Annotated in this window: 22 protein-coding genes; 2 read left to right on the top strand and 20 right to left on the bottom strand. The window is 46.1% G+C overall.

The annotated features are described in order from the left end of the window. Window positions 1-119: 119 nt before the first annotated feature. From EL84_RS18515 to EL84_RS18505, 3 genes are all read right to left on the bottom strand, one after another. Window positions 120-2,669 (bottom strand): beta-mannosidase, encoded by a 2,550-nt coding sequence (locus EL84_RS18515; protein WP_047842619.1) that lies wholly within the window; start codon window positions 2,667-2,669, stop codon window positions 120-122. Window positions 2,670-2,916: 247 nt separating this feature from the next. Then, window positions 2,917-3,948, bottom strand: coding sequence for a LacI family DNA-binding transcriptional regulator (locus tag EL84_RS18510; RefSeq protein WP_047842618.1), 1,032 nt, complete (start codon window positions 3,946-3,948; stop codon window positions 2,917-2,919). A gap of 187 nt (window positions 3,949-4,135) precedes the next feature. Further along, window positions 4,136-5,083 carry a DMT family transporter gene (locus tag EL84_RS18505; protein WP_047842617.1) on the bottom strand — a complete coding sequence of 316 codons (948 nt, stop codon included), beginning with the start codon at window positions 5,081-5,083 and terminating at the stop codon, window positions 4,136-4,138. 165 nt (window positions 5,084-5,248) lie between these two features. On the opposite strand from EL84_RS18505, the gene EL84_RS18500 reads away from it, so the two are divergent. After that, window positions 5,249-6,124, top strand: a complete 876-nt coding sequence (locus EL84_RS18500) for a LysR family transcriptional regulator (protein WP_047844267.1) — start codon at window positions 5,249-5,251, stop codon at window positions 6,122-6,124. Window positions 6,125-6,166: 42 nt separating this feature from the next. Here EL84_RS18500 and EL84_RS18495 read toward each other — a convergent pair whose 3' ends face one another. The 5 genes from EL84_RS18495 to EL84_RS18475 all read right to left on the bottom strand — a co-directional run bounded on the left by EL84_RS18495 (window position 6,167) and on the right by EL84_RS18475 (window position 9,255). Further along, complete coding sequence (locus EL84_RS18495; RefSeq protein ID WP_017688956.1) at window positions 6,167-6,364, bottom strand: hypothetical protein; 198 nt, start codon at window positions 6,362-6,364, stop codon at window positions 6,167-6,169. A gap of 32 nt (window positions 6,365-6,396) precedes the next feature. Beyond that, on the bottom strand, window positions 6,397-6,879 hold the full coding sequence (locus EL84_RS18490; RefSeq protein ID WP_047842616.1) for a tetratricopeptide repeat protein: 483 nt from the start codon (window positions 6,877-6,879) through the stop codon (window positions 6,397-6,399). A 196-nt stretch (window positions 6,880-7,075) separates the two neighbouring features. Beyond that, a complete protein-coding gene (cyoE, locus tag EL84_RS18485; protein ID WP_047842615.1) occupies window positions 7,076-7,933 on the bottom strand; it encodes a heme o synthase in 858 nt (285 codons plus the stop codon). Window positions 7,934-8,089: 156 nt separating this feature from the next. Further along, window positions 8,090-8,656 (bottom strand): hypothetical protein, encoded by a 567-nt coding sequence (locus tag EL84_RS18480; RefSeq protein ID WP_047842614.1) that lies wholly within the window; start codon window positions 8,654-8,656, stop codon window positions 8,090-8,092. Between the two features lie 245 nt (window positions 8,657-8,901). Then, window positions 8,902-9,255 (bottom strand): DUF3243 domain-containing protein, encoded by a 354-nt coding sequence (locus EL84_RS18475; protein WP_047842613.1) that lies wholly within the window; start codon window positions 9,253-9,255, stop codon window positions 8,902-8,904. A 246-nt stretch (window positions 9,256-9,501) separates the two neighbouring features. On the opposite strand from EL84_RS18475, the gene EL84_RS18470 reads away from it, so the two are divergent. Then, the gene (locus EL84_RS18470; RefSeq protein ID WP_047842612.1) at window positions 9,502-9,711 is read left to right on the top strand and encodes a hypothetical protein; all 210 of its coding nucleotides are present in this window, start codon (window positions 9,502-9,504) and stop codon (window positions 9,709-9,711) included. 122 nt (window positions 9,712-9,833) lie between these two features. On the opposite strand, the gene EL84_RS18465 is transcribed toward EL84_RS18470, so the two are convergent. The 12 genes from EL84_RS18465 to EL84_RS18410 form a co-directional block, all read right to left on the bottom strand. Continuing rightward, complete coding sequence (locus EL84_RS18465) at window positions 9,834-10,751, bottom strand: NAD(P)/FAD-dependent oxidoreductase (RefSeq protein WP_047842611.1); 918 nt, start codon at window positions 10,749-10,751, stop codon at window positions 9,834-9,836. A 181-nt stretch (window positions 10,752-10,932) separates the two neighbouring features. Further along, entirely contained in the window at window positions 10,933-12,564 is a 1,632-nt protein-coding gene (locus tag EL84_RS18460; protein WP_235431548.1) for an S-layer homology domain-containing protein, read from the bottom strand. Window positions 12,565-12,658: 94 nt separating this feature from the next. After that, window positions 12,659-13,258 carry a nitroreductase family protein gene (locus EL84_RS18455; protein WP_036670536.1) on the bottom strand — a complete coding sequence of 200 codons (600 nt, stop codon included), beginning with the start codon at window positions 13,256-13,258 and terminating at the stop codon, window positions 12,659-12,661. A 148-nt stretch (window positions 13,259-13,406) separates the two neighbouring features. After that, complete coding sequence (locus EL84_RS18450) at window positions 13,407-13,661, bottom strand: hypothetical protein (protein WP_036609033.1); 255 nt, start codon at window positions 13,659-13,661, stop codon at window positions 13,407-13,409. 136 nt (window positions 13,662-13,797) lie between these two features. Beyond that, complete coding sequence (locus EL84_RS18445) at window positions 13,798-14,661, bottom strand: AraC family transcriptional regulator (protein WP_047842609.1); 864 nt, start codon at window positions 14,659-14,661, stop codon at window positions 13,798-13,800. 65 nt (window positions 14,662-14,726) lie between these two features. Continuing rightward, window positions 14,727-15,275 (bottom strand): glutathione peroxidase, encoded by a 549-nt coding sequence (locus EL84_RS18440; RefSeq protein WP_047842608.1) that lies wholly within the window; start codon window positions 15,273-15,275, stop codon window positions 14,727-14,729. Window positions 15,276-15,415: 140 nt separating this feature from the next. After that, window positions 15,416-15,886, bottom strand: coding sequence for a hypothetical protein (locus EL84_RS18435; protein WP_047842607.1), 471 nt, complete (start codon window positions 15,884-15,886; stop codon window positions 15,416-15,418). A 179-nt stretch (window positions 15,887-16,065) separates the two neighbouring features. Beyond that, window positions 16,066-16,962: a carbohydrate ABC transporter permease gene (locus tag EL84_RS18430; RefSeq protein ID WP_235431547.1), complete on the bottom strand. Its 897-nt coding sequence runs from the start codon at window positions 16,960-16,962 to the stop codon at window positions 16,066-16,068. A gap of 17 nt (window positions 16,963-16,979) precedes the next feature. Beyond that, the gene (locus tag EL84_RS18425; protein ID WP_036670532.1) at window positions 16,980-17,861 is read right to left on the bottom strand and encodes a carbohydrate ABC transporter permease; all 882 of its coding nucleotides are present in this window, start codon (window positions 17,859-17,861) and stop codon (window positions 16,980-16,982) included. Between the two features lie 208 nt (window positions 17,862-18,069). Further along, window positions 18,070-19,386 carry an ABC transporter substrate-binding protein gene (locus EL84_RS18420; RefSeq protein WP_047842606.1) on the bottom strand — a complete coding sequence of 439 codons (1,317 nt, stop codon included), beginning with the start codon at window positions 19,384-19,386 and terminating at the stop codon, window positions 18,070-18,072. Between the two features lie 168 nt (window positions 19,387-19,554). Next, window positions 19,555-20,406 (bottom strand): response regulator transcription factor, encoded by an 852-nt coding sequence (locus EL84_RS18415; protein ID WP_047842605.1) that lies wholly within the window; start codon window positions 20,404-20,406, stop codon window positions 19,555-19,557. A gap of 182 nt (window positions 20,407-20,588) precedes the next feature. Further along, window positions 20,589-22,409: a sensor histidine kinase gene (locus tag EL84_RS18410; protein ID WP_047842604.1), complete on the bottom strand. Its 1,821-nt coding sequence runs from the start codon at window positions 22,407-22,409 to the stop codon at window positions 20,589-20,591. Window positions 22,410-22,458: the final 49 nt, after the last annotated feature.

The raw sequence follows: 22,458 nt of genomic DNA, 5'->3' as shown, positions 1-22,458 counted from the left end.
AAGACAGCTTACGATTCTCTAAGCGAAGTATTACGAAACCATTACGATATATAAATGAGGTCAGTTTTCAATAAAAAAACGGTTGAAATCTCTCTTATGAGAGACTCCAACCGTGTCTTCTAGGTCAAACGAATAAAATCAATCATGGATCGAACCTTGATCGGTCCCGGATTTGATATCACATCATTAGACTGCAATCCCTCTCTGGAAGTGAACTGCACCTTCACCGGAATGCCAGGAATCAAGTCGAAGAAGTTATCTGAGAAGACACCCTCCACATCCGAAGATAGCCATACCTGTTTAGCAAGCACGTCACTTTCCAGTACCAGATGAACGCCGTTTTCATCCGCTCCTCCGCTTACATTGATGTTTGCAGGCTGCAGAGCAAGGTCTTTGGACGGTACAAAATAGTGTTCCTGTACGATAGTCGCAGCACCTTCCTGTTTCAGATCCAGGCGCAGCAACGTGTTAGCTGTATCATGACCTTCAAGCCATTCTGCGTTACGTAATGACAGCACTCGCTCACCTGTATTAGGTGCCAAGGTCACGTCATGTGTTTCATCACGATACACCGTTCCATCGAACCCGAGCAAACGAATCTGTAACTGCCCTTTAACAGGTTGTAATTGATCCGAGATGATATATATATCTGTTGTATCTTCTTTTGTTCCATCTACCGATACCAACACATCGCTGAAGCTGCGTTTCGCATAATATTGCAATGCTTTCCAACGACCAAGGTAGTCCATACCTGCCCATGAAGCCACCGGCCAGCAGTCATTCATTTGCCAGTAAAGTGTGCCCATACAGAATGGTTTGCGGCGACGGTGCGCTTCAATGGCTGTCTTCATTGCTTCCGCCTGAAGCACCTGGCTCATATACAGGAACGATGGGAAGTCCTTCGATTCATGCATGTACATATCCATGTACTGTTTGATCAGACGATTACCTGCCCCATTCTTTTGATGAGCCAGCATGACTTCCGACTCCAGAGCCAGATCCTCTTCTTCTGCGTAAGTGCGTACTGACTTGTACTCCGGGAAAGACTGGAATCCGTATTCACTCATGAAACGACCCACATGCACGTTGTAGTTCTCGAATGGTTCTACATTGTGCCACACGCCCCAGTAGTGGATATCCCCTTCAGCTGTGGATGGGTGCGCATGCTGCGTCTCATCCCCTGTCAGTGATACCAGTGGTGAGGAAGGCCAGTAATCCACACCTGGCGCATATGCTTCAACGACTTCTGGCAGCAAATCATGGAAGATGGCTTCGTAATCGGCCCAGATGCTTTCACGCTGCTCGGCAGTAAATTCCTTTTTCCAACCCCAGCCACCATTCTCAACATAGTGAGCCCAAGCCGAATCAATCTCGTTGTTCCCACACCAGAGTGCAATACTTGGATGGTTGCGCAGACGTTTCACATTATCAATCGCCTCATGTCTCACACTGTTCAGGAACGCTTCATCTCCTGGATACATGCTGCATGCAAACATGAAGTCTTGCCATACCAGGATTCCGTATTCATCACACAGTTCGTAGAACACATCCTGCTCATAGATTCCGCCACCCCACACGCGTAGCATATTCATATTAGACTCGGCTGCGGATACGATCTCATGACGATAACGTTCATGAGTAATTTCAGTGATGAAGCTATCATTTGGAATGTGATTGGCCCCTTTGGCAAAGACCGCAACACCATTTAGTTCAAAGTAAAAGGATGCTCCTGCTTCATCTTTGTCACGTACCAGCCGAATGGAACGAAGCCCCGTCTTCACTGTAGATTCAGCCACAGCTCGCTCACCTTGAAGCACTTCGGTAAGGAAGGTGTACATATGCGGATCACCAAGCCCACGGCTCCACCACAGTTTCGGTTCATCAATAGAGATTGGAATCTCCACAGTCTGAGTTCCGGGTTGTAGTGATACGGATCTTTCCCATCTCTGTCCATCTGCGCCGATACGAATAATCGTATCTACCGCTTGTGATGTCTCGACTTCCACAACAGCTGTTAATGAAGCTGAGGTAGCGCTTACTTCATTTTGCTGGATATACACATCATTGATTCGTACCTGTGTCCAACCTTCAAGACGTGCTTCACGCCAGATCCCACTGGTTACAAAACGCGGACCCCAGTCCCAACCATAGTGATACGGGGCTTTACGTGCAAAAATACTTACTCTCTTGTCGCCAAGTCCGCCAACATCGGACTGATCATTCGATGCCGGTAATGCATATCCGAGCTTCTCCAGCTTCGGCAGATCTTCCTGAATTGGTGACCGAAAACGTATTCGGAGAATGTTGCCGTTCCCCTTCAATACAGACTTTACATCTGCCTTCCATACCCGGAACATATTATCTGCTGATAACACATGCACATCATTCACATACACATCCGCATATGTATCCAGACCATCAAACACCAGCTCCAGATGTTCTTGGGAGAACAACCCTTCGGCAACGTCAAATTCCGTCTGATATTCCCAATCTATCTTATCAATCCATTGTACTTCCTTCTCGTTTGTTCCATAAAAAGGATCTGGAATCTTGCCCAGCTTCAGCAAATCTGTATGCACACAGCCGGGCACCTGAGCCGGCATCCACTCTTGATCTTCGCAAGCCTTGAACGTCCAATTCTGAAAAACATGTGATTGTATTGTGCTCATGACAGCCTCCATTGTTGTTAGAGTTGGTAAACATTATTTTGTTAGGTTTTGTTATTATAAAAACAAATAACTTACAAAACAAAATTAACACGATATGCTTCTTATAGTCAATCTGTTTTGTAATTTAATTTGTTAAACAATCTCTGCATAACAAAAAGACATGAAGCTCTAACCTCTCCATGTCTTTCACCTGATTTCATTTACCCGTATGATCATTGTTAAAATGAGCCCGTAAATTCATATCCCATTACAGTATACTGGCGTTATATTCATCACGAATAATTAATTCCGAATAGATCAGCTTGCGTTCATAAGGTTCATCCACGTGTTTGATCCGCCACAATAGCTGGTCTACTGCTCTCGTTCCCAGATTCTCTTTGTTAATATGTACCGAAGCAAGAATGGGTTCATCCGTCTGCGTATTGTCAAATCCGGTTACGGCACAACGTTCGGGCACCTGAATGCCTCGACTTTGGAGTGCCTGAATGACAATGACAGCTGTATGGTCATTTGCACACACGATAACTTCAGGGATATCCTCCAGCTCCATTTCAGCAATGGATCTCCGGATCTGATCATACTCTGGTCCCAGCAAGCCGTCTTGCTGTTCCCCCTCCAACTGTTTCTCTTCCAGCACCATACGATATCCAAGCCAGCGTTCTCTAAAACTTGCTGCATCGGGCAGTTGTCCGGCAAACTGGAACTTTCTATACCCTTTACCAACGAGCATGAGAACCAGTTCTTTCATACATTTCATATTGTCCGTAAAAACCGAGTCTGCGTATATGGCAGGGTCTTCATGATCCACCATGACAAGCGGAATACGCAGCCTGTAAATCTCCAGCAATACCGATGTCGAGATGGTACCCACGGTAATGACTCCGCTGATCGCTTCGGGATTAAGGACCGAGAACATCCGATCTGAAGAGGGTTCTGTCAGCGTTAAAATATCCATTCCCTTCTCATTCAACCTCTCAGAAATGCCATCAAATACTGGCCCCCAGTATAAGGAAGATCGATTCTGAGAACGAACGTTAGGAAACAAAATCAATATCGTGCCTTGTCGCTCCGCTTCTGGCTTCATCTCCGCTGATATCTGTGTCTCCCCCGGATAACGCTTAGGCTCAGTTCTGAAATACCCAAGCTGCCCTGCCGTTCTGACAATCATCTCGCGTGTATGCTCACTCACACCAGGCTTGCCCGTCAGCGCACGGGAGACTGCGAATTTGGACACCCCCGCAGCATCCGCAATTTGCTGCATCGTTACTCTTTTGGCCATCCTACTCACCCGTTTTTCCTAATTTTCCATTCAGTGTAGCATAAAAAACAAAAATCAACAAAACAAGGTTATGTTATTCTGTTTTTGTTAGGTAGTAGTTTATCTGTTTCACAAGGTGTGCGACATAACCAAAAAGGCCCTCTCCCCACCTTCCATAGAAGATGACGAAAGGACCCTTGTCCCCCAATTATACGCCTGATACTCCCTGATCGCCAAGTTCCGACTGTAAAACCGGGCGTTTTCTGCGCCAGAAGATAGGCTGTGGAAGTTTGATCTCTGTGATCAGAACACCGACCAACATCAAAGCTGCTCCCGCATACCCTTGCAACGTTAGCGATTCCCCTTGAAAGGTAAATGCAAAGGCTGCTGCAAACAGTGGTTCGAGTGAAAAAATCAGACTTGTTCTTGTAGGAGAGGCATGACGCTGCGCGAGTGTCTGCAGAATATACCCCAAGCCGCTACACAAAACACCTAACCCGAGAATGGCTGCCCAGGATTCAGCCGTATCGGGCATACGTGGCGTTTCCAGCATAAATGTAGCTGCAATTCCCCACATCGCTGCAACACCTAATTGAACTGTCCCTAATGTTAACGGATCATGCTTCGGTGTGAACTTGCCAGCAATCATGATATAGATGGCATACACAAGTGCTGCTAGTATGCACAGAATATCTCCCATGTGCAGACTAAGCTGATGCTGAAGCGTCAACAAGCCAAGCCCGGTAACTGCAACCAGGATACTGAGTGTCAATCGTTTATCCGGCATACGACGATGCTGGATCGTCGTCAGGATCGGTACAAAAATAACGGCCAAACTTATCAGGAATCCCGCTTGGGATGTCGTTGTTCGTTGCACACCATAGGTGATAAATACAAATGCAGCGAATAAAGCTGTCCCCATAATAGCGCCTGCCACAAGTGTTCTGCGATCCATGTTAAACAACCGCCGATGAAAAAGAAGTCCTGCGGCAATAAAGGCAATTCCAAAACGAAATGCGACCAGATTCAATTCTTGCATGGACTCCAGACCCGATTTCATAAACAGATAGGAAGATCCCCATATAACCGTTGCGAGCAGCATCTGTATGTCCGCTCTTCTTGTTGTCTGACCTTGATTAACCTGTACACCATTCATCTTGCTTCAACCTTCATTCTATGTATTCTGAGCTGTGTGATCGTGCGTCAAACTAACTCGCCTTGGCAAGTATAAACGATCTCTTTGCATTATAAAAATGAATATTTATAATATATTATATGAAATAAATTCATGCATCAAAAATGGAAAGGAACGGAACCATTCATGTCACTGATCAAATACGAAATATTAAATACTGTTGTGGAATATGGCAGTCTCACCAAAGCGGCAGAAGCGTTGAACATCACCCAATCCGCAGTCAGCCATGCCATCGCCAGTCTGGAGACAGAATGTGGTTTTTCCCTGCTCCATCGCAGCCGCTCCGGTGTGCGGGTTACCGCTGAAGGGGAACGCATTCTGGGATACACACGTGAGATTCTGCGCTGGACGGAACTGATGAACCAGGAAATCTCCCTCATTCGCGGCGCGGAGATTGGTACGGTGCGTATTGGTACCTTCGCAAGTGTCTCCACACAATGGTTGCCGGGTATCCTGAAACAATTCCGCCTGCGTCATCCCGGAATTGAGATTAAGCTGTGGGAAGGCGATTATGCTGAGATTGAGGGCTGGCTAGCTGGAGGTGCCATCGATCTCGGATTTCTATCCCTCGGCGATTCATCACCTTTTGAGACGATCCCATTACAAAAAGACAGGATGATGTGCATCCTGCCTCTGGATCATCCTCTCGCCTCAGAGGAGTCTGTTTCGTTTGATGTTTTACTGGAACAACCCTTTATTCTGCCCAAGTGGGGTGGAGATAACGAGATTGAACGACTGATCCGGCAGCATGCGGCCAAGCTCAATGTCGCCTATGAAGTAGCCGAGGATCAAGCCATTATGGCGATGGTCCGTAATGGCCTCGGTATCAGCCTGCTTCCGAAAATGGTTCTTCAAAATCATACCGATTCACTCGCGCTCGTGCCACTCTCTGGAGATCCTTATCGTACAATTGGCATCGCCTGCCCATCTTTGGGCAATCTATCGCCCGCTACGCGGCGTTTCATTGAAGAGGTGCAACAGTGGCTTGGCTCGGCTCTGTAAATTTGGAGAACTCACTTCCTCTGTCGTTAAGATCGATTTCTCCTATCCGTTACTCACAAATTGGATAACTGCGAGGGTCAGCAACAGTACAAATATAACAGCAATCGTGATGCCAAAACCAATTAGGAAGCGCATGCCAGGTGAGCGTTTGTTCTGCTGGTTATGTCCCAGGCTATCCAGCTTCTGCTCAATTTGATCCAACCTTTCATTTACCTGTTTCAGATCTTGATTGGAGTTCATTCATCCATCTCTCCCTTTTCTGTGTATTCGATCTATTCCCACACCCGATCGAGCTGATCTGCGTAGTAACGGATGGCTCTGTTATAGTCATTGATTCTCTTGTCACTTGATGTGTCCGCAAGTTGCACGAGCAGTCTTTGCATCGCTTCTGCATGTTCACCCAGATTATAGAGCACCATGGCATAAAAAACTTCAAATTCCCGGTACGCCGGGAATTCTTTCATCCCCTTTTCAAACCAAACCTTCGCCTGCTCATACTGCCCAAGCGTTCGATATGTGCTGCCCAGCCCGAGTATCGCCCCTGCCCTGTCCTCACCAGAAAGACCAAGACTTAGTGCCTTCTCATAATGCGGGACAGCTTCCTGCTCCAATCCAAGCGAATCATGTGCCCAAGCCAGCTGATACCAGACATTCGCATTCTCGGGTTCCTTGACTGTAATCTCTTGCAAAAGTTCAATCGCTTCCTGCACCTTGCCTTCTTGTCTCCATTGCACGGCCTGTTCCAAATTACTCATGCTGTCACTTCCCATCTTGCATTATAATTTCCACATATATAATTCAATTGTTTTATTATACCAAAAAAGCACTCTAGAGAATATGTTGTAACAACTCAAGGTTGTCCAAACGCTATTCCATCGTGTGCTTTTTCATTCGATCCAGCCAGCTAGCTTAAGCTGAAATCTCTCTGAAAATGATCTGTTCATCACCTAATTAAGACCATACCGTGTTCGCGACCATCACAATAAATACAAGCATGAGATAGTTCACCGAGATCAGAAAGTTCACTTTTGCCCATTTCTCATCATCCTGAGTCTTCAGTCCGCTAAGTGTATGCACAAACCAGATCAGTCCACCGACCAGAGATACAATCAGAAATACCAGACCTACGTAGTCGTAATAATACAACAGAAATACGGCAGGAAGCAGCAGAAAAACATAAGGAATCATCTGAAACTTGGTGCGTTTCACCCCTTTAACCACTGGCAACAACGGGAAACCCGCAGCACGATACTCCTCTACCCGACGAATACCCAATGACCAGAAGTGTGGTGGTTGCCACAAGAATAATAGTGCAAACAGCAACCAGGCACCTGCATCAATCTCATTGGTTACAGACGTATAACCGATGACAGGCGGCATCGCTCCGGCAATTCCACCCAGCGACGTGCTCCACGTTGAACTGCGTTTCAACCACATCGTGTAAATCACGATGTAAGCGAACCATCCAAGCAGTGCCATCCAGCCTGATAACGGATTCACCAGGAGATACAGTACTGCTAGTCCCACAACACCAAGGATAATGCCATAGCCAAGTACAAACCCTGGCTTCAGATGGTTAATGTAATCCATCCTTTTTTTGGTGCGCTCCATCTTTTGGTCCAATTCACGATCCCAATAATTGTTGATTACACAAGCTGAAGCAATAACCAAAGTTGATCCAATCACGACCATGAGCAGAGATAACCAGTTGATATCCCATTTTGAAGCTACCCAGAATCCTACCGCCACCGCAAACACATTTAACCTTAGAAGTCCGGGCTTAGTTAATGCAATCATGTCTTTAAGCATGAGGCTCCTCCTGAACTATGTAAAAACGCCATTCCAATAATGATACATGTACCTACCATTAATTACAATCGCTTTCATGAATTTGTCATAACCAAAAAGCATCCCTCACCGTTCCAATGAACAGGAGGAATGCTTGATGATGAATTTCATCTTATTTTATGGGATGTATTGTTGCACAATTTTAGTAACTTTTCCGTCCTGCACCGTCAGGTGATACGGGAATACGGATAGATCAAGAATACGGGTATTCTCATACAAAGATTCGAACTTGGATAATGTCACAGGTTCATTCCACTGAATATCTGCACCCTGCATCGTACCATCCCGATCATACAACTGCATCAATACTTCAGCATCGGCACTAACCTCAACTTGTTCCTGCTCTTTGCTGTCATTGACAATATAGTAACCATCTGGAGCACCGTCTATACCTGCTTCCGGATTGCGCTGTGCAAAAATCGCATCAGCTTCTTCACCCTGATACCAGCCAATCTTGTCCACTGTCATAAACAATTTGCCGTCTTCTATATGCATACCTTCAACATAGGCTGTAAACATCTCGGAGTTTGCAACTTGAGCTTCTTTCGCAGAAGGTTGTTGAGCGTCCGTACTACCTTGAGCATTCGCAGGGGTAAGTAAATATGTAGTCAGCACAATCATGCCAAGTAAAGCAACAACTGCACCGATCATTCCTAGTTTCCATTGTTTTGTCGCGTTCTTCATAGGTAACATCTCTCCTTAATATGAACGTTACTATTCCTTAACCGGAAGTCTTGCTTCTCAAACGCTCATGTGAACTATCGATTCCAACGTTCTTTCTTTTCCTATCATACTTGGAACAGGGATTATAAAAGTATCAGCCAGATTAAAAATAGTTACAATGTGCGTCATCACTCCTGTCTGTAGTCTCCGTAAACGGCAATAACCCCTGAAGGCATCGCCATTCAGAGGTTATTAACTTACTAATCTTAATGATTGGGTGTGGAGCTTTGTGCCAAACGAACGAGCATATGAGCCAACATGTGACGTTCATCTTCCTTGCCGACATTCCACAACTCCTGCAGCAGTTTTTCTTCACGATTACGGGGTTCCTCCCGAGCTGCCAGATAATCCGCTACTTTCTCGGCAATTTTGGCCAACTGCTCTTCGCTTAATCCGATCGACTCACCCATCGCAATTCGTTTACCCAGGTATTCTTTGAATGCATCAAAGTTCTGTAAAATCTGTTCTCTTTCTTCCGGCGCAATCTTCTCAATTGCATTGTCCACCTTGTCAGTTGATACTTGGCCATCTTTATGGATTACATGATTTTCTTCATTCATCTGAATAACCTCCTGCATAATAGTTGTTTATTGGTTTGAAGCTTTAAACTTAATACTCATTGGTTATCTATAATATAAACGTATTGCAGAAGTTTAATCAGTACGTTCAATTCTGTATATATCTTCTATATATGAGCAAGTACACGTTTCAAAAGAACTACAGCGGTTAATCGTTTACATATACGTAACGGTGTTTGGATATGTTAATGAACACCTTATACAATATCGAACCAGGAGGGATTTCCCATGCGTGATAAAACCAAACATGAGAAGACAAACGATGAACTTGAACCAGGAGTGAATACCGTTATCCATCCAGACAAAAACAATCCCGGACCAACCGATATGATCGAAGGCGTGGTTGGTGATATCGTGGACAACATTCGCAAAGATTTCTCACATAACTCGAAGGACAAGACGTCTTCTTCCAAGTCAAAGGATCCATCAGACAAATAAGCGTAATCCTCTTCTCCCTAGCAAAAGATAGCTCAAAAAGTCCTCCTGCCACATGCATGGCTTGGGAGGACTTTTTTGGTAATGAGCAATGGAATAATCAACCTCATAGTTGGAGGTGAAATTCATCGTGAATCCTTGGTCATCTGCTGTAACGCCTTATGAATCCAGATCGCGGCAATGGAACCTTCACCCATCGCAACGGTTGCTTGTTCTGCGTGCAGGCCCAGATCCCCGGCAATCCACACATTAGTCGCTGCCTGCAAGCTGCGCGGATCGGCTTCCACATGTTTATTATCTGCGATTACAGCTCCCAGCTGCTCTGCCAATTCATAGTGCACCCGATTGCCTCCAAAAGCGATAAAACCACGCTCCGACTCAAAGATCTGTCCATCTTCGGTCAGAACACCGGTGATATGGCCATCCTCAATCTGTTGTACTTCCTGAACAGCCGCTTCCAGATAACGAACTCCCGCCTCTTTCATGCTCCGATGCAGCTCTGCAGATATGGGAGCCTGCTCATGATTGATATATAACAGATCATTCGTACGCTGAATTAAAATCATCGCCATATTGGCACCTGGTTCGCCAGATCCCAATAGTACCGTACGTTGATCCTGAATCTCATAACCATCGCAATCAGGGCAGACATACACTGTTCGGCCCAGCGTAGGGGTTAGACCCGGAATGTCCGGAACTCTATCCGTGAGCCCCGTTGCCAATAACACGGTTTTGCTCCTATATTCAGATCCGGAAGTACCGAATAATTGAATATGTTCTCCCTTACGTTCCGCTTTAATGATACGGTCTTTCTCAAAAGATACACCGGTCTGCTCTGCCTGCATCCTGCCTCGTTCTCTAAGCTCTTCACCGGATACCCCATCGGGGAAACCGAGGATATTATGATAAGTCCGGCACAACGTCGATCTGCCTTCTCCCGCGTCGATTACCAACACCTGATGAGCTGAATAACGTCCAAGCTGAATGGCTGCCTGAAGCCCTGCGAGCCCTCCACCTACAATTATGCAATCAACCTCTCGCATGCTCCTTCTCCTCCTGAACTTCCATTTATCTAATTTAATTAAACAGTTTGTCCTTATATACATTAAACCGTTCAGCCAAGCTTAAACGATTCCTCATATTCCTTATCTTATACCAAAATAAACAGGCCCAAACCATCCGTAGGAATCACGGTGAGTCTGGGCCTATAAGATTTATGATTTCTTAGAAGTTATAAGATTCAAATCGCGATGCATTCGAGATGGCGTTCCATACATCCGCTGTTTCGCCGCCCATATACCAGTAAGCCAGTCCAGCGATTTGCCGTTGCTCACTCATTAACACTTTGGCCGATAAAGAACGACTGTCCTCTGCCCATATATATCTTGGCTTACCATTACTGTTGTACCCGATAATATATTGAACCAGACTTGCATCCCATCGTCTTACAGATCCCGTGGTATGCGCACGCGCTCCCTGTTCTGAAAGTGTGATGTCCCAAGAGCTGGTTGCCGGATTCACGGAAGACCAGTCCCGTGTATACAACGGAAGGGCCAAAATTGTTTTGGCACGTACCACCTCGGAGAGCATGGTATCCAAAGCCTTTTCCACCCATGGAAGAGAAGCCACTGATCCTGCTTTCGGATCACCGTTCCAGTGTTCCTCGTATCCCATCAGCACCATATAATCCGATACAGCGCCCAGTTTGGCATAATCAAATGCATCCGTCCAATCAGTACCCAGGTCGGGCGAAACGTCCACGGACACCACAGCACCGAGTGCGTGCAACGTAGCCGTCAAAGAGGTCACAAATGCCGTCAGCCCTTCACGATCCACAGGATCAACATTCTCGAAGTCCACATTAATGCCGTCCAGTTTATAGGTTTTGACATAAGCGGCTACCTGTGAGATCACTGCCGCTCGGTTGGCTGAGCTGGATAACATCTGATGGGTAAGTGCCGAATCGGAACGATTCCCAAGTAATGGCCATAGCTGCCTGTCGGTGGCGGATGCCCAGGAGATCAATGCAGGGTCCGCGTGATCTGTTACTTTCATACTGTTGTTCAGGAAAAACCAGCGTGGGACAAGCGTATTCACTTCAGACTGTTCCACTTGTTTCTTGAATTCAGTTGTAGTGGAGTTATATTGCCAGCCCAGCTGAACGCCAAGTTCATCCCCACGTTGTAACTGCTCAGACCATGTTTTCTTTTGTAAAATGGCATCGAGCATTACGGCTGCTTCTTCTCGCGTTACCTGGTCATGTGGTCGAAACACGCCTCCGCTTCCCCGCATTAGTCCAAGTTGATATACCGTCTGAACATAAGGACGTGCCCAGTCCGAGATATCTGCTGCGTCGAAATACGTTGAAGATAAGAGCGAGGTCTCTACGGGTTGTTGTTTTAACATTCGCACAAGAAGTGCAGCCGCTTCTTCACGCGTAATGGAAGCATTAGGCTGGAACGTTCCCTGACCCTTACCCTCCAGAATAAAAAGATTCGTCATGGCGGCAACATTGCCGTAATACCAAGCATTCATGCTTATATCCTGATAGGGATTAATATTATTTTTAACGGGATTCAAACCTAGTAATCTCACAGCAAACGTCGCAAATTCTGCACGAGTAACGGCTTTCTTCGGTTCAAACGTAGTCTCTGACGTACCGGCAGCAATGCCTTTTGCCACCAGATGTGTAATGGCATCCTTGGCATAACTGGTACGCGTATCCTGAAACTGTTGCTGCACGGTTGCGGCCTGAACGGTAGAGCTGTATCCAGCCACCGATCCAAGTGTTAATAACCCGCACAAAGCCATTTTCCATATCCGTTGGTTCGTTATGTCTTTTAATCTATTATTCACATCAAAAAGCCTCGCTTCATTGGATTACGATCAACTATCATCGTATCAAATTGAAGCGAGGCCGTATGTGGTTAAATGTTGGGAAATGCGAAGCTTACTTGTGTACTTTTACGCGCTCTTCAATTGGTTGGAATTCTTTCTCACCCGGTGCTGCCGTTGGTTTACCAAATGGCATCTGAGCGATCAATCTCCAGTTCTCAGGAATGTTCCATTCTTGCTTCACTTTCTCGTCAATCAACGGGTTGTAGTGCTGCAAAGATGCACCCAGACCTTCTTGTTCCAGAGCAGTCCAGATTACCAGTTGCAACATGCCGTTGGATTGGTTAGCCCAGATTGGGAAGTTATCTGCATAAGCTGCAAAGTTTTGTTGAAGCTGTGCGATCGCATTGTTATCTTCGAAGAAGAGAACCGTACCATATCCGCTGCGGAATCCAGTCATTTTCTCTGCTGTGGATTTGAAGGCTTCTTCATTACCTACCACTTCACGCAAAATTTCTTCTGTGTGATTCCACAATTTATCATGTTGTTCACCGAGCAATACAACGGCACGGGATGTTTGTGAGTTAAAGGAAGTTGGTGTATATTTCACCGCTTCTTCTACGATTTCCTGGATTTTAGCATCCGAAATTGTAGATTCCTTGCTGATTCCATAATAAGATCTTCTGTTTTTCAACGCATCAAAAAAAGTTGTCATTCTTATTCGCCTCCCAAAATTTTTTTTCAATTGCCAACATAGTAACTATAATATAGTAACATACATTAGTCAACAAACTAATTTATTTTCACTAAATATACATTCACCGAAAATATTTCAACAAGTTTGCCCAACACAGCAATTGAAATTATCCTTCGCCCGTCTTTTTACGATAATCCGCCCGGTATTTCTCTTCAGTAGACGAGTTACTTTTTGTCTGATCTTTATTCTTCTCTTCCTGAGCTTCCATATTCAGATCTTCCATCGGAATTGGATCTACAGTCTGTTCTTCTTCATGTCGGTCAAGCAGACTTTCGTGCTCTGTCTTATATTGTTCAGGATTGTCACGGGATTGTTCCTGTTGGGTATCGTTGTTATTCTGATCCGGTGTGCGCTGTTTCATTCATATTCGCCTCCTCTGGGTTCATTACCTTTCTTTACCTGTTCTGCGTGTCCTCTAAACACAGTGGGATGCATTCCTCAAACAAAAACCAACAAAAAAAGCCAACCAGACAAGCTGGTCAGCTCAAAGACGACTTCTATGATTGGCGATGCAATTGGGTACGGTACAGATCAGGCGAACATCCCACACTTTGTTTGAACATCCGACTAAAATGCGAAAGGCGCTTGAAACCGGACAATCGACTTGCTTCTGTCACGGTGATCTCAGGCTGAAACTGAAACAAAAGCTTCGCCTGATTGATACGGCGGTCATACAGGTATTTAAATATCGTCAAACCTGTCATTTCCTTGAACATGCCTGCCAGATAAGGCTTGGACAGATGTAATTCCAGTGCCAGATCATCCAGACCAATGTCCTTCATATAATGGGTATCCACATAACGAATAATGTGTTGGACATGCCGTTCCCTCTCCGATGAGGGGAGTTGTTCCTGGACATCACCTTGGCAGATCTCTGCTACAAAATACAACAGATCACACAGTCTGACATTCATTCGCTCTTGCCTGAAATTGCTCTGACTTTGAGACAGACGATGAAGATCATGCAAGAGAGCTTCGAATTCAGAGCGGTTATCCCCCTTCAGATTGACCCGACAGTTTCTGAGTTCTTCAAATGGTCTCAGGACCTCAGCCATACGGTCCGGATGCAGGCTGCTGCGGATTGCAGACGGATCAAAATGCAGTGTGCTTCGCTCATAAGCACTGCCTGGCTTCGGATGTGGTCGATGAAGGGTCAAGCCATGCATTAACACCAGATCACCCGGCTCCAGGTTATATACCCGGTCTCCTATGATGTAGGTACATTCTCCATCATGAAAATAATAAATCTCATAATGTGGATGTGAGTGGAATCCATCTGACTTGCCTGGGTTAAATATGCTGGTGGATCGGTAACTATACTCCAGTGAAGCACTAAATTGCATCATGCTCGGCACATTCATGCACCTCCTGTTCGGAAGAGGGAAACGATTTGTATCATGCCCCTGTAGGATATATGAAAGTGAAATTATAGAATCTGTTTAATACTTTCTTGAATCTCGTCGATGGAGTCGATAGGTTCGAAGCGTTTGACCACACGACCCTCTGCATCAATCAGGAATTTCGTGAAATTCCATTTGATTGCATCGCCATGTAACCATTCCGGTGCCTTCTCAGCCACCATTAATTTCAATAATTTGGCCTGTATATCTGTTTCATCAAAGCCAGCAAAAGGCCCTGATCTTTTCAAAAAGTCGTAGAGCGGGTGCGCCGCTTCTCCATTCACATCCAGTTTGGAGAACATCGGAAATTTCACACCATAGTTAATCTGGCAAAAGGACTCCGCTTCCGAACTGCTTCCAGGCTCTTGCTCTGCAAACTGGTTACACGGGAAACCAATAATCTGAAGTCCTTGATCCTTGTACTGGTCATACAGCTTCTGCATGTCATCAAACTGGTGCGTATATTTACATTTACTTGCCGTGTTTACGATGAGCACAGGTTTTCCTTCATATTGATAGAGCGGGAAACGCTCTCCACTGGTTCTGGTTACGGTAAAGTCGTAGATGGTTGGCATAAGTCTAGTGCACCTCGCGATAGTTATGTAGTCATACAGCATCATATGTCATTGTTAATTATATACGAAGTTTGAACTATTGTATTGGAGAAGATATTGATCGTTCAGATTAGACTTAGAGATATTTGAAAATATATCGATTACTCAACTGCTCTAATACTCATAACATATTTGGTTCTGGGCAGATACTTTATTTCCAGCGTTTTATCTCGATTTTCCCAGGCGATATCCCGAGTGTTAATCAATTCCATTTGATTTATTTCGATGGTTTGTTCCCTCCATTTCTTGCCCATGGATCCTATGTAGTTCGGTTTACCTGTTACTGTTTCGTAATCTTGGGAGAGATAAGGACCTATATCCTGGATACCCGACACTATCTTAGGAGCAAAAAGTAATATCAAGCCGATACCAAAAATGATGCAACAACACTTGAAAGATATTCGTTTTACGATGTTTTTTATCTGCCTCATGCCATGAAACAACCCCATACCAAGTGTAAATACTGCCATGGCTGCTCCAATCAAATTTAAAAAGATCCAACTAGGAAAAAAGGTTAGAAAGAACGAAGAAACACCAACCAATATAAAAACAATAAATATGATTATACTCATCTTCAACAACATCCTCTTCCTTCAATTAAATGTGTCCCATGAATCCCGATAAAGAATCGCCTCCAATGGATAAACTCAGATCATGGATTAATTCTCCCTTACAACAGAAAACCCTTCTGCCGCGAAAATCTCTTCGTTCAGCAAAAGGGTTATTATATGGGATCACAGTGACAGCAGCTTCAGCCCTTCACGGCACTTCCGGCCACGCCCTGAATGATATAATGCTGACCCACGAGGAAAACGATGATCATCGGAATAATGCCTGCCGTGGCAGCGGCCATCATGCCGTTGTAATCCACATTATTCTCCAGAATAAAGTTCTGCAGTCCGAGCGGAACGGTGTACAAGTCTTTGTCGATCAGGAACACAAGCGCATTCTCATAGTCATTCCAGTGCCAGGAGAAATCAATAATGGCCAGTGTAGCCAGCGCTGGCTTCGCCAAGGGTAGAATCAGCCTGAAGAATATACGCAGGTGACCGGCACCGTCGATGAACGCCGCTTCCGATATCTCTGAAGGCACGGACAGGAAGAATTGCCTCAGCATAAACACCCCAAAAATCGTGAACATTCCGGGCAGGATCAATGCCCAATGCGTATTATATATGCCGACCCATTCAAACATCAGGAACTTCGGTACAAAGAGTACCTGCGGTGGCACCATCATCATCGAGAGATAGATTAGGAACAATGTCTCCCGACCTTTGAATTGAATCCGCGCGAAGCCATAGGCTGCAAAAGCCGAGAGAAATACAGCTCCGATCGTGCTAATTAGCGATATTTTCAACGAGTTCAGATAATATGTCGCAAAAGTATCCGCTCCGCTCCAGACCTTAATATGATGCTCCCAGTTCAGGCTGGAGGGTATCCACTGGATGGGGTAGGTGAATACGTCCGCAGGAGATTTGAACGACGTGCTGATCATCCAGATGAACGGCATAATCATCAGCAAAGCAAACCCGGACATCAGAATTGTCAGTATGATTTTTCGAATCTGGCTCAAGGACTCCATGCGGACTCTAACTTTAGGTGAATGTGGAGCTGTGGGCTTCGCATTCGCGGCAATTTGTTTCTCCATAACGATTCCCTCCCCCCTTAATAGTGAACCCAACGTTTCTGACCAAGCCACTGCAAAACAGTGAAGATCATGATGATGGCAAAGAGCGCCCAGCTAATGGCAGCAGCGTAGCCCATCTCGTAATATCGGAAGGCATTCTGGTAGATAAACAACGACAGGACGGTTGTACTGTTCCCCGGCCCACCCTGGGTAATCGCTTGAATGATACCAAAGTTTTTGATGGTCATAATCAGTCCTGTAATCAGCAGCAAAAAGGTCGTTGGACTCACAAGAGGCCAAATCACTTGGCGTATGGTCTGCCAAGGCCGGGCCCCATCAATCCGTGCTGCCTCAACCAATTCCTCCGGGATTTCCTGCAAAGCGGCCAGATAAATAATCATGTTGTAACCCAGCATGAACCAAATCCAGATGATATCAATCGCATACATGGACCATTCAGTTGTTGATAACCAGCCGGGTGGATTCGTAATACCAATTCCCCGCAAGAAGCCATTAATGGGCCCCGATGTTGGCTGGAACAGCAGCATCCAGACAAAGGCGATGGCAACACCGCTTGTGATATAGGGCATGAAATAGAGGGCACGCAGCGTTTTTTGCCAGTACACGGACTTGTTCAGCGCTACAGCCACGATAAATGCCAACCCCATCGATACCGGAACCGCTAACAGAAATACAAATGTATTTCGCAGCGCCACGCCAAACAGATCATCATTCAACATTCGGCGGATATTGTCCAGCCCGACAAAATTCGTCTCCGGGCTCATGAATTTGTAATCGGTGAACATGAGATAGAACGAATAAACAGCCGGTATAATAAAAAACAACAGCACGCCAATCATATTGGGCCCAATAAACAGATACCCGAGCCTGCTCTGCCGTTTCATCCAGGATTTATGCATATGCTCCCCCACTCCTTAACATCTGTTCTGGAATTAAGCATAACAAGATGTCCTCTAACATTTAAGGAACATAACCCTGTACCTGATATCACAGATATATGTATTTCGGCAGTGCCTTTCGGGAGAGAAATAACATGGAATTGTTCTATTGCTTATATAGAAAAAACCGCCCCATTGGGACGGCCTTTGGACTCATTGCTTTTGCAACCTATTGATTCTGCTTCAGCCAGTCATTATGGCGTTTGACCATGTTCTGTACCGTTACTTCGGCAGTCTGGTTACCGAGGAAGAACTTTTCATACTCCTGTGCACGTAGATCGACCACTTCCTGCGCAATGCTGCGGACAAACGTAGGTGTCTCGTCACCGTACAACACAAATTCCAGAGACTCTTTATCATAAGAATCGGCATAATCGCCCAGCAGATGATCGATCGCAGTCTGTTGATCAACGGCATTCGATGAAGGCAGACGTCCACCCGCAGCCATCGGCATCATTCCCCCATCGGCGTACCATTTCAGGAACTCCCATGCGGCTTCTTTATTTTTCGACTTGGAATTGATCGCAATAAAGTCACCAAGTCCTCCACTCTTCACCATATCTGCTTCTTGTGCAGCCAGTCTCGGTACAGGGGCAAAGGCGATTTTCCAATCCCGCGGGAACTCGGTCATATTGTTTGATGTGCGGATCAGCCATTCGCCGATGTTGATCATGGCAGACTCACCGCCAAGGAACATGTTTTCCACCGGCATTTTAGAAGTCAGCTGCTCTCCGAGCGGAGGGGTGGTTGCATCCTCCTTCATCATTCCGTTCAACGTCTCCAGCCATTTGGTAACGAGTGGATCATCGAGGTTGGAAGTACCGTCTGCCTTAACATAACCGTTCTTCACCAGAACGGAATCGAGCGGATCTACATAGGAAGCGGTATGCTGCACCAATCCGTACTTGAAGCCAGCCGTCTTCAGTTTGAGTGCATATTCACGGGCCTCATCCCAAGTCCAGGCTGTTGGAACGCTCAGTCCGGCCTGATCAAGCGCTTTCATATTTAGTGCGAAAAAGGCAGCGTTTTTCTTGGTTGGCATCCCGTAATATTTGCCGTCCACTTTCCAGGAAGCCGCATCTTCACCCATTTTCTCATCAATGTTGTAATCGGTGAACTCGCCCAGATCGAGTGCTGTCCCACCCTTGATGCGTTTATCCAGATTTGTGAGGGTATAGTTGACATACAGGTCAACATTCTGCCCGGTGGACAGCGCTGTATCCAGCTTCAGGTTGCCATCATCATCATTCACAAACCGCACATATTCCACCTGAATATCAGGATGCTCCGCATTCCAGGTATCCACCACTTCCTGTGGACCATTCTCGGGCGGCACCGCGCCCCACATGGTGAGCTTCACTTTTCCCCCTGCCGCTCCACCTCCGTTATCTCCACCGTTCGTCTCATTTTTACCTACACAGCCGGCAAGCAAGCCCAGCATCAGCGCACCTACGATTAACCCGGTTAATCCTTTTTTGATTCTCATCTGGTCACATGACCTCCCTGAATTGAAGTGTACCTTCCGTTACATCGTAGCAGGGACCTTGCTGGGTTCATAAGAAACATATCCATGATTCGGATTGAACAAAAATGCGGATTTACTTGTGCTTGCCTGAGCACTCGATACACATATTCCTTCTACTCATCCTGTGAGTCACGAGCGATGGCGATACTGGCTGGGCGTGCAACCGGTCCAACGCTTGAATATTTTAATGAAATAATTATCACTTCCGAACCCTACCCGGTAACCAATCTCCTGTACAGGAAGATCAGTCTCGCGCAAGTATTCAGCCGCTTTCTCCATCCGTACCCCATGCAGGTAATGAATCAGGGTATGGCCGGTTTTCTTTTTGAACAAAGCACTCACGTAATTCTCGCCCATCATCACATATCGTGACATGGATTTGACGGTAATGTCCTCGTCGTAATGCTGTCCGATATACTGAATTATTTTGCTAATCTCCGGATGTTTCACAATCGGCTCACGAACAGGTGTAAATGGAAGATCCGTATCAGACGGGGGCGCAGAAGAGACCGTAAGAGAATCAGGCGGAACAGGCGTTGATGTGAGAACCGGTGTGGAAGGTGGCACTTCATGATGACCTGTCTCTGTCCGGGCTTCAGTTGAAGCTCCCAGTTCTGCACTTACTTTACGGAGTGTATCACGCAGTGAATTCACACTCATGGACAGTTTCAAAATATAATTGGAAGCCCCGTATTCCATTGCACGGCGTACATATTCGAACTCCCCCATACAGGTGAGCATGACAAACTTGGTTTTTAACCCGGCCTGACGGGTCTGTTTGAGTAATTCCAGACCATCCATACCTGGCATGACAATATCGGTCAGTACCAGATCCGGTGTATCCTGTATAATCATCGCCAGCGCTTCGGTCCCATTACCGGATTCCCCGATGACCGTGAAGCCCAGCTCTTCCCAGGAAATAATCTCTCTCACCGACTCTCGTACGAATACCTCATCCTCTACAAGTAATACTTTCCACATGCCAGATTCCCCTCTCCAGTCGTAGGGCGTTCCTCAAAACTCGCGAAGTGCATCTTTTACCGCCTTTTCGCCCCATGCTTCGTCACTTTCCCTTGACGTGCCTCGGCACGCCTGCGGAAAACTTCCTTGCTCGGAACGAAAATTCAGCAAAATCTGCTTCCTTCGGAGTTTTCAGACACGCCCTAGTCTGACCGCTTCTGTAAGTAAGGCGTCGACAATAAAAAAGGAATGCTGAACCTCACTAATGTCCCCGGCTTGGTATCAATCACTTCAAGTTCACTTTGGCCTTTGAACAATAATCGCAATCGTTCCTTAAGGTTAGACAGGCCGATCCCCGGACGTGTGCGGGTCATCTGCTGACGCCGGGATTCCTCCATTCCAATTCCGTTGTCTGCCACCTCCAGCATCAGCTTTCCTGTGTCTTGCCTGTAAATTCCGATGCGGATCTGACCAAGTTGCTCCAGTGGCCCGACACCGTGGTGAATGGCATTCTCCACCAGTGGCTGCAAGCTCAGCTTGGGCACGAGCGCATACTCAAGTTTTTCGTCAAATTCACAAGTCACCTCAAAGCTATCGCGGTAACGAATCCGCTGGATATGAAGGTAGGCTTGAACCAACTCGATCTCATCCTTCAGGTATACCAATTCGACCTGTGAATTCAGGCTGACCTCCAGTAATTTTCCCAAGGAAACACACATCTCGGAGATCTCTTCATTCCCGCTGCGGATCGCACTCCATTTCATTGTATTCAATGTATTCAGGAGAAAGTGCGGATTCATCTGGGCCAGGAGCATATGAAAATGTACCGCTTCCTTCTGGCGTTCTTCCGCCTTGAGTCTGGCGATCATCTGATTGGCATCATCCAGCATCGTATTGAACGTACGGGTCAGTTCCAGCACTTCCCCACGGCTGCGGCCTTCAGGGATACGGACCTTGAGGTTTTTGCGTACAACCTCCTTCATCTGGTTCTGCAGATGTGATAAAGGCCGAGTGAACGTCGCCGAGATCATAAAGGCCATGAGCACAAATGCTGCTGTGAAGCCAAAAAACGTTAAAAAATAACGCTGCTTAAGCCCCGATATCTCCGTAAACAACACAGCTAGTGGAATACGATTTACCATGTACCAGTCCAGTGACTCGATGTATACGTAGTTAATCAGCGTATCTGAATCATTATCCGTCAGATAGGCCTCTGCCGGATGAAGTGCAATTTCCCGGGTCACGTCTGGGGAAAGTACCGCTTTTTCGGACGAGCGGGCAATCGTTTCCCCATTGCCAGTAATCAGGAAATACTCCTGATTGCTCTGCGAATCCTTCAGCATAGACTGAAACCAGTACGAATAATCGATGCTGATCCGTGCCATTCCGTACCTTTTGCCGCCACTGTCCTTCATATACGCATAGAGGGACAACAGATACGGGCTGGAGGATAGCTCCCGCAGGACATGGTTGGTATCCCGGGCATCCCAGCGGTAGAGCAACTCTTCTGATGGAAACGAGTTTGAATCAGTGTTGCCCTTGATGAAGGTCATTTCTCCAAGATGCTTGCGAAATTGTTCCCGATAAGGGCCATAGGCCAGAGCTTTTTTGGGCAAATACGAAGTGTAAACGCTATCATGAAAATCTAACAGCGTGAAGTACACGGAAGGATTATATAGAAAAAAGCTGTTGTTGATCATCTTGAACTTCTCTTCCACCAACGACTTATTCTCAAGCGGAGAACGATTGTCTGGAGAAGTCAGGACGTTTCTTACGGCTGAATCCTGTTCCAGAAAAATCAGGGTTTTGAATGCAATACTCATCTGGTCCTCCAGAGAACCATACATCTGCACCAGTTGCTCGTGGCTCTGTTCGCTGATTTTTTGCTCAACCAGAGATTCGATCTGTCCATAGTTGTAGACATTAAGTACGCTGAATGGCAGCAGAATCAACACCACAAACGCACCAAACAGCCGATACCTGAGCTTATGCGGCAAAAAGGTCTTCCAGTCGGGCTTTGTCATCCCCTCAGCGCTCCCCCTGCAATTATTGAGATCATTATAACATCAGTTC

This window comes from Paenibacillus sp. VT-400 (assembly GCF_001029205.1).
Classification (GTDB): Bacteria; Bacillota; Bacilli; order Paenibacillales; family Paenibacillaceae; genus Paenibacillus; species Paenibacillus amylolyticus.
The sequence above is the reverse complement of the archived record's forward strand: the minus strand, read 5'-3'. Positions and strand labels throughout refer to the sequence as shown.

Coding starts and splice junctions, on each gene's coding strand:
- EL84_RS18515 (WP_047842619.1), bottom strand. CDS start 2,669: ATGAGCACAATACAATCACATGTTTTTCAGAATTGGACGTTCAAGGCT.
- EL84_RS18510 (WP_047842618.1), bottom strand. CDS start 3,948: ATGGCCAAAAGAGTAACGATGCAGCAAATTGCGGATGCTGCGGGGGTG.
- EL84_RS18505 (WP_047842617.1), bottom strand. CDS start 5,083: ATGAATGGTGTACAGGTTAATCAAGGTCAGACAACAAGAAGAGCGGAC.
- EL84_RS18500 (WP_047844267.1), top strand. CDS start 5,249: ATGTCACTGATCAAATACGAAATATTAAATACTGTTGTGGAATATGGC.
- EL84_RS18495 (WP_017688956.1), bottom strand. CDS start 6,364: ATGAACTCCAATCAAGATCTGAAACAGGTAAATGAAAGGTTGGATCAA.
- EL84_RS18490 (WP_047842616.1), bottom strand. CDS start 6,879: ATGAGTAATTTGGAACAGGCCGTGCAATGGAGACAAGAAGGCAAGGTG.
- cyoE (WP_047842615.1), bottom strand. CDS start 7,933: ATGCTTAAAGACATGATTGCATTAACTAAGCCCGGACTTCTAAGGTTA.
- EL84_RS18480 (WP_047842614.1), bottom strand. CDS start 8,656: ATGAAGAACGCGACAAAACAATGGAAACTAGGAATGATCGGTGCAGTT.
- EL84_RS18475 (WP_047842613.1), bottom strand. CDS start 9,255: ATGAATGAAGAAAATCATGTAATCCATAAAGATGGCCAAGTATCAACT.
- EL84_RS18470 (WP_047842612.1), top strand. CDS start 9,502: ATGCGTGATAAAACCAAACATGAGAAGACAAACGATGAACTTGAACCA.
- EL84_RS18465 (WP_047842611.1), bottom strand. CDS start 10,751: ATGCGAGAGGTTGATTGCATAATTGTAGGTGGAGGGCTCGCAGGGCTT.
- EL84_RS18455 (WP_036670536.1), bottom strand. CDS start 13,258: ATGACAACTTTTTTTGATGCGTTGAAAAACAGAAGATCTTATTATGGA.
- EL84_RS18450 (WP_036609033.1), bottom strand. CDS start 13,661: ATGAAACAGCGCACACCGGATCAGAATAACAACGATACCCAACAGGAA.
- EL84_RS18445 (WP_047842609.1), bottom strand. CDS start 14,661: ATGAATGTGCCGAGCATGATGCAATTTAGTGCTTCACTGGAGTATAGT.
- EL84_RS18440 (WP_047842608.1), bottom strand. CDS start 15,275: ATGCCAACCATCTACGACTTTACCGTAACCAGAACCAGTGGAGAGCGT.
- EL84_RS18435 (WP_047842607.1), bottom strand. CDS start 15,886: ATGAGTATAATCATATTTATTGTTTTTATATTGGTTGGTGTTTCTTCG.
- EL84_RS18430 (WP_235431547.1), bottom strand. CDS start 16,962: ATGGAGAAACAAATTGCCGCGAATGCGAAGCCCACAGCTCCACATTCA.
- EL84_RS18425 (WP_036670532.1), bottom strand. CDS start 17,861: ATGCATAAATCCTGGATGAAACGGCAGAGCAGGCTCGGGTATCTGTTT.
- EL84_RS18420 (WP_047842606.1), bottom strand. CDS start 19,386: ATGAGAATCAAAAAAGGATTAACCGGGTTAATCGTAGGTGCGCTGATG.
- EL84_RS18415 (WP_047842605.1), bottom strand. CDS start 20,406: ATGTGGAAAGTATTACTTGTAGAGGATGAGGTATTCGTACGAGAGTCG.
- EL84_RS18410 (WP_047842604.1), bottom strand. CDS start 22,409: ATGACAAAGCCCGACTGGAAGACCTTTTTGCCGCATAAGCTCAGGTAT.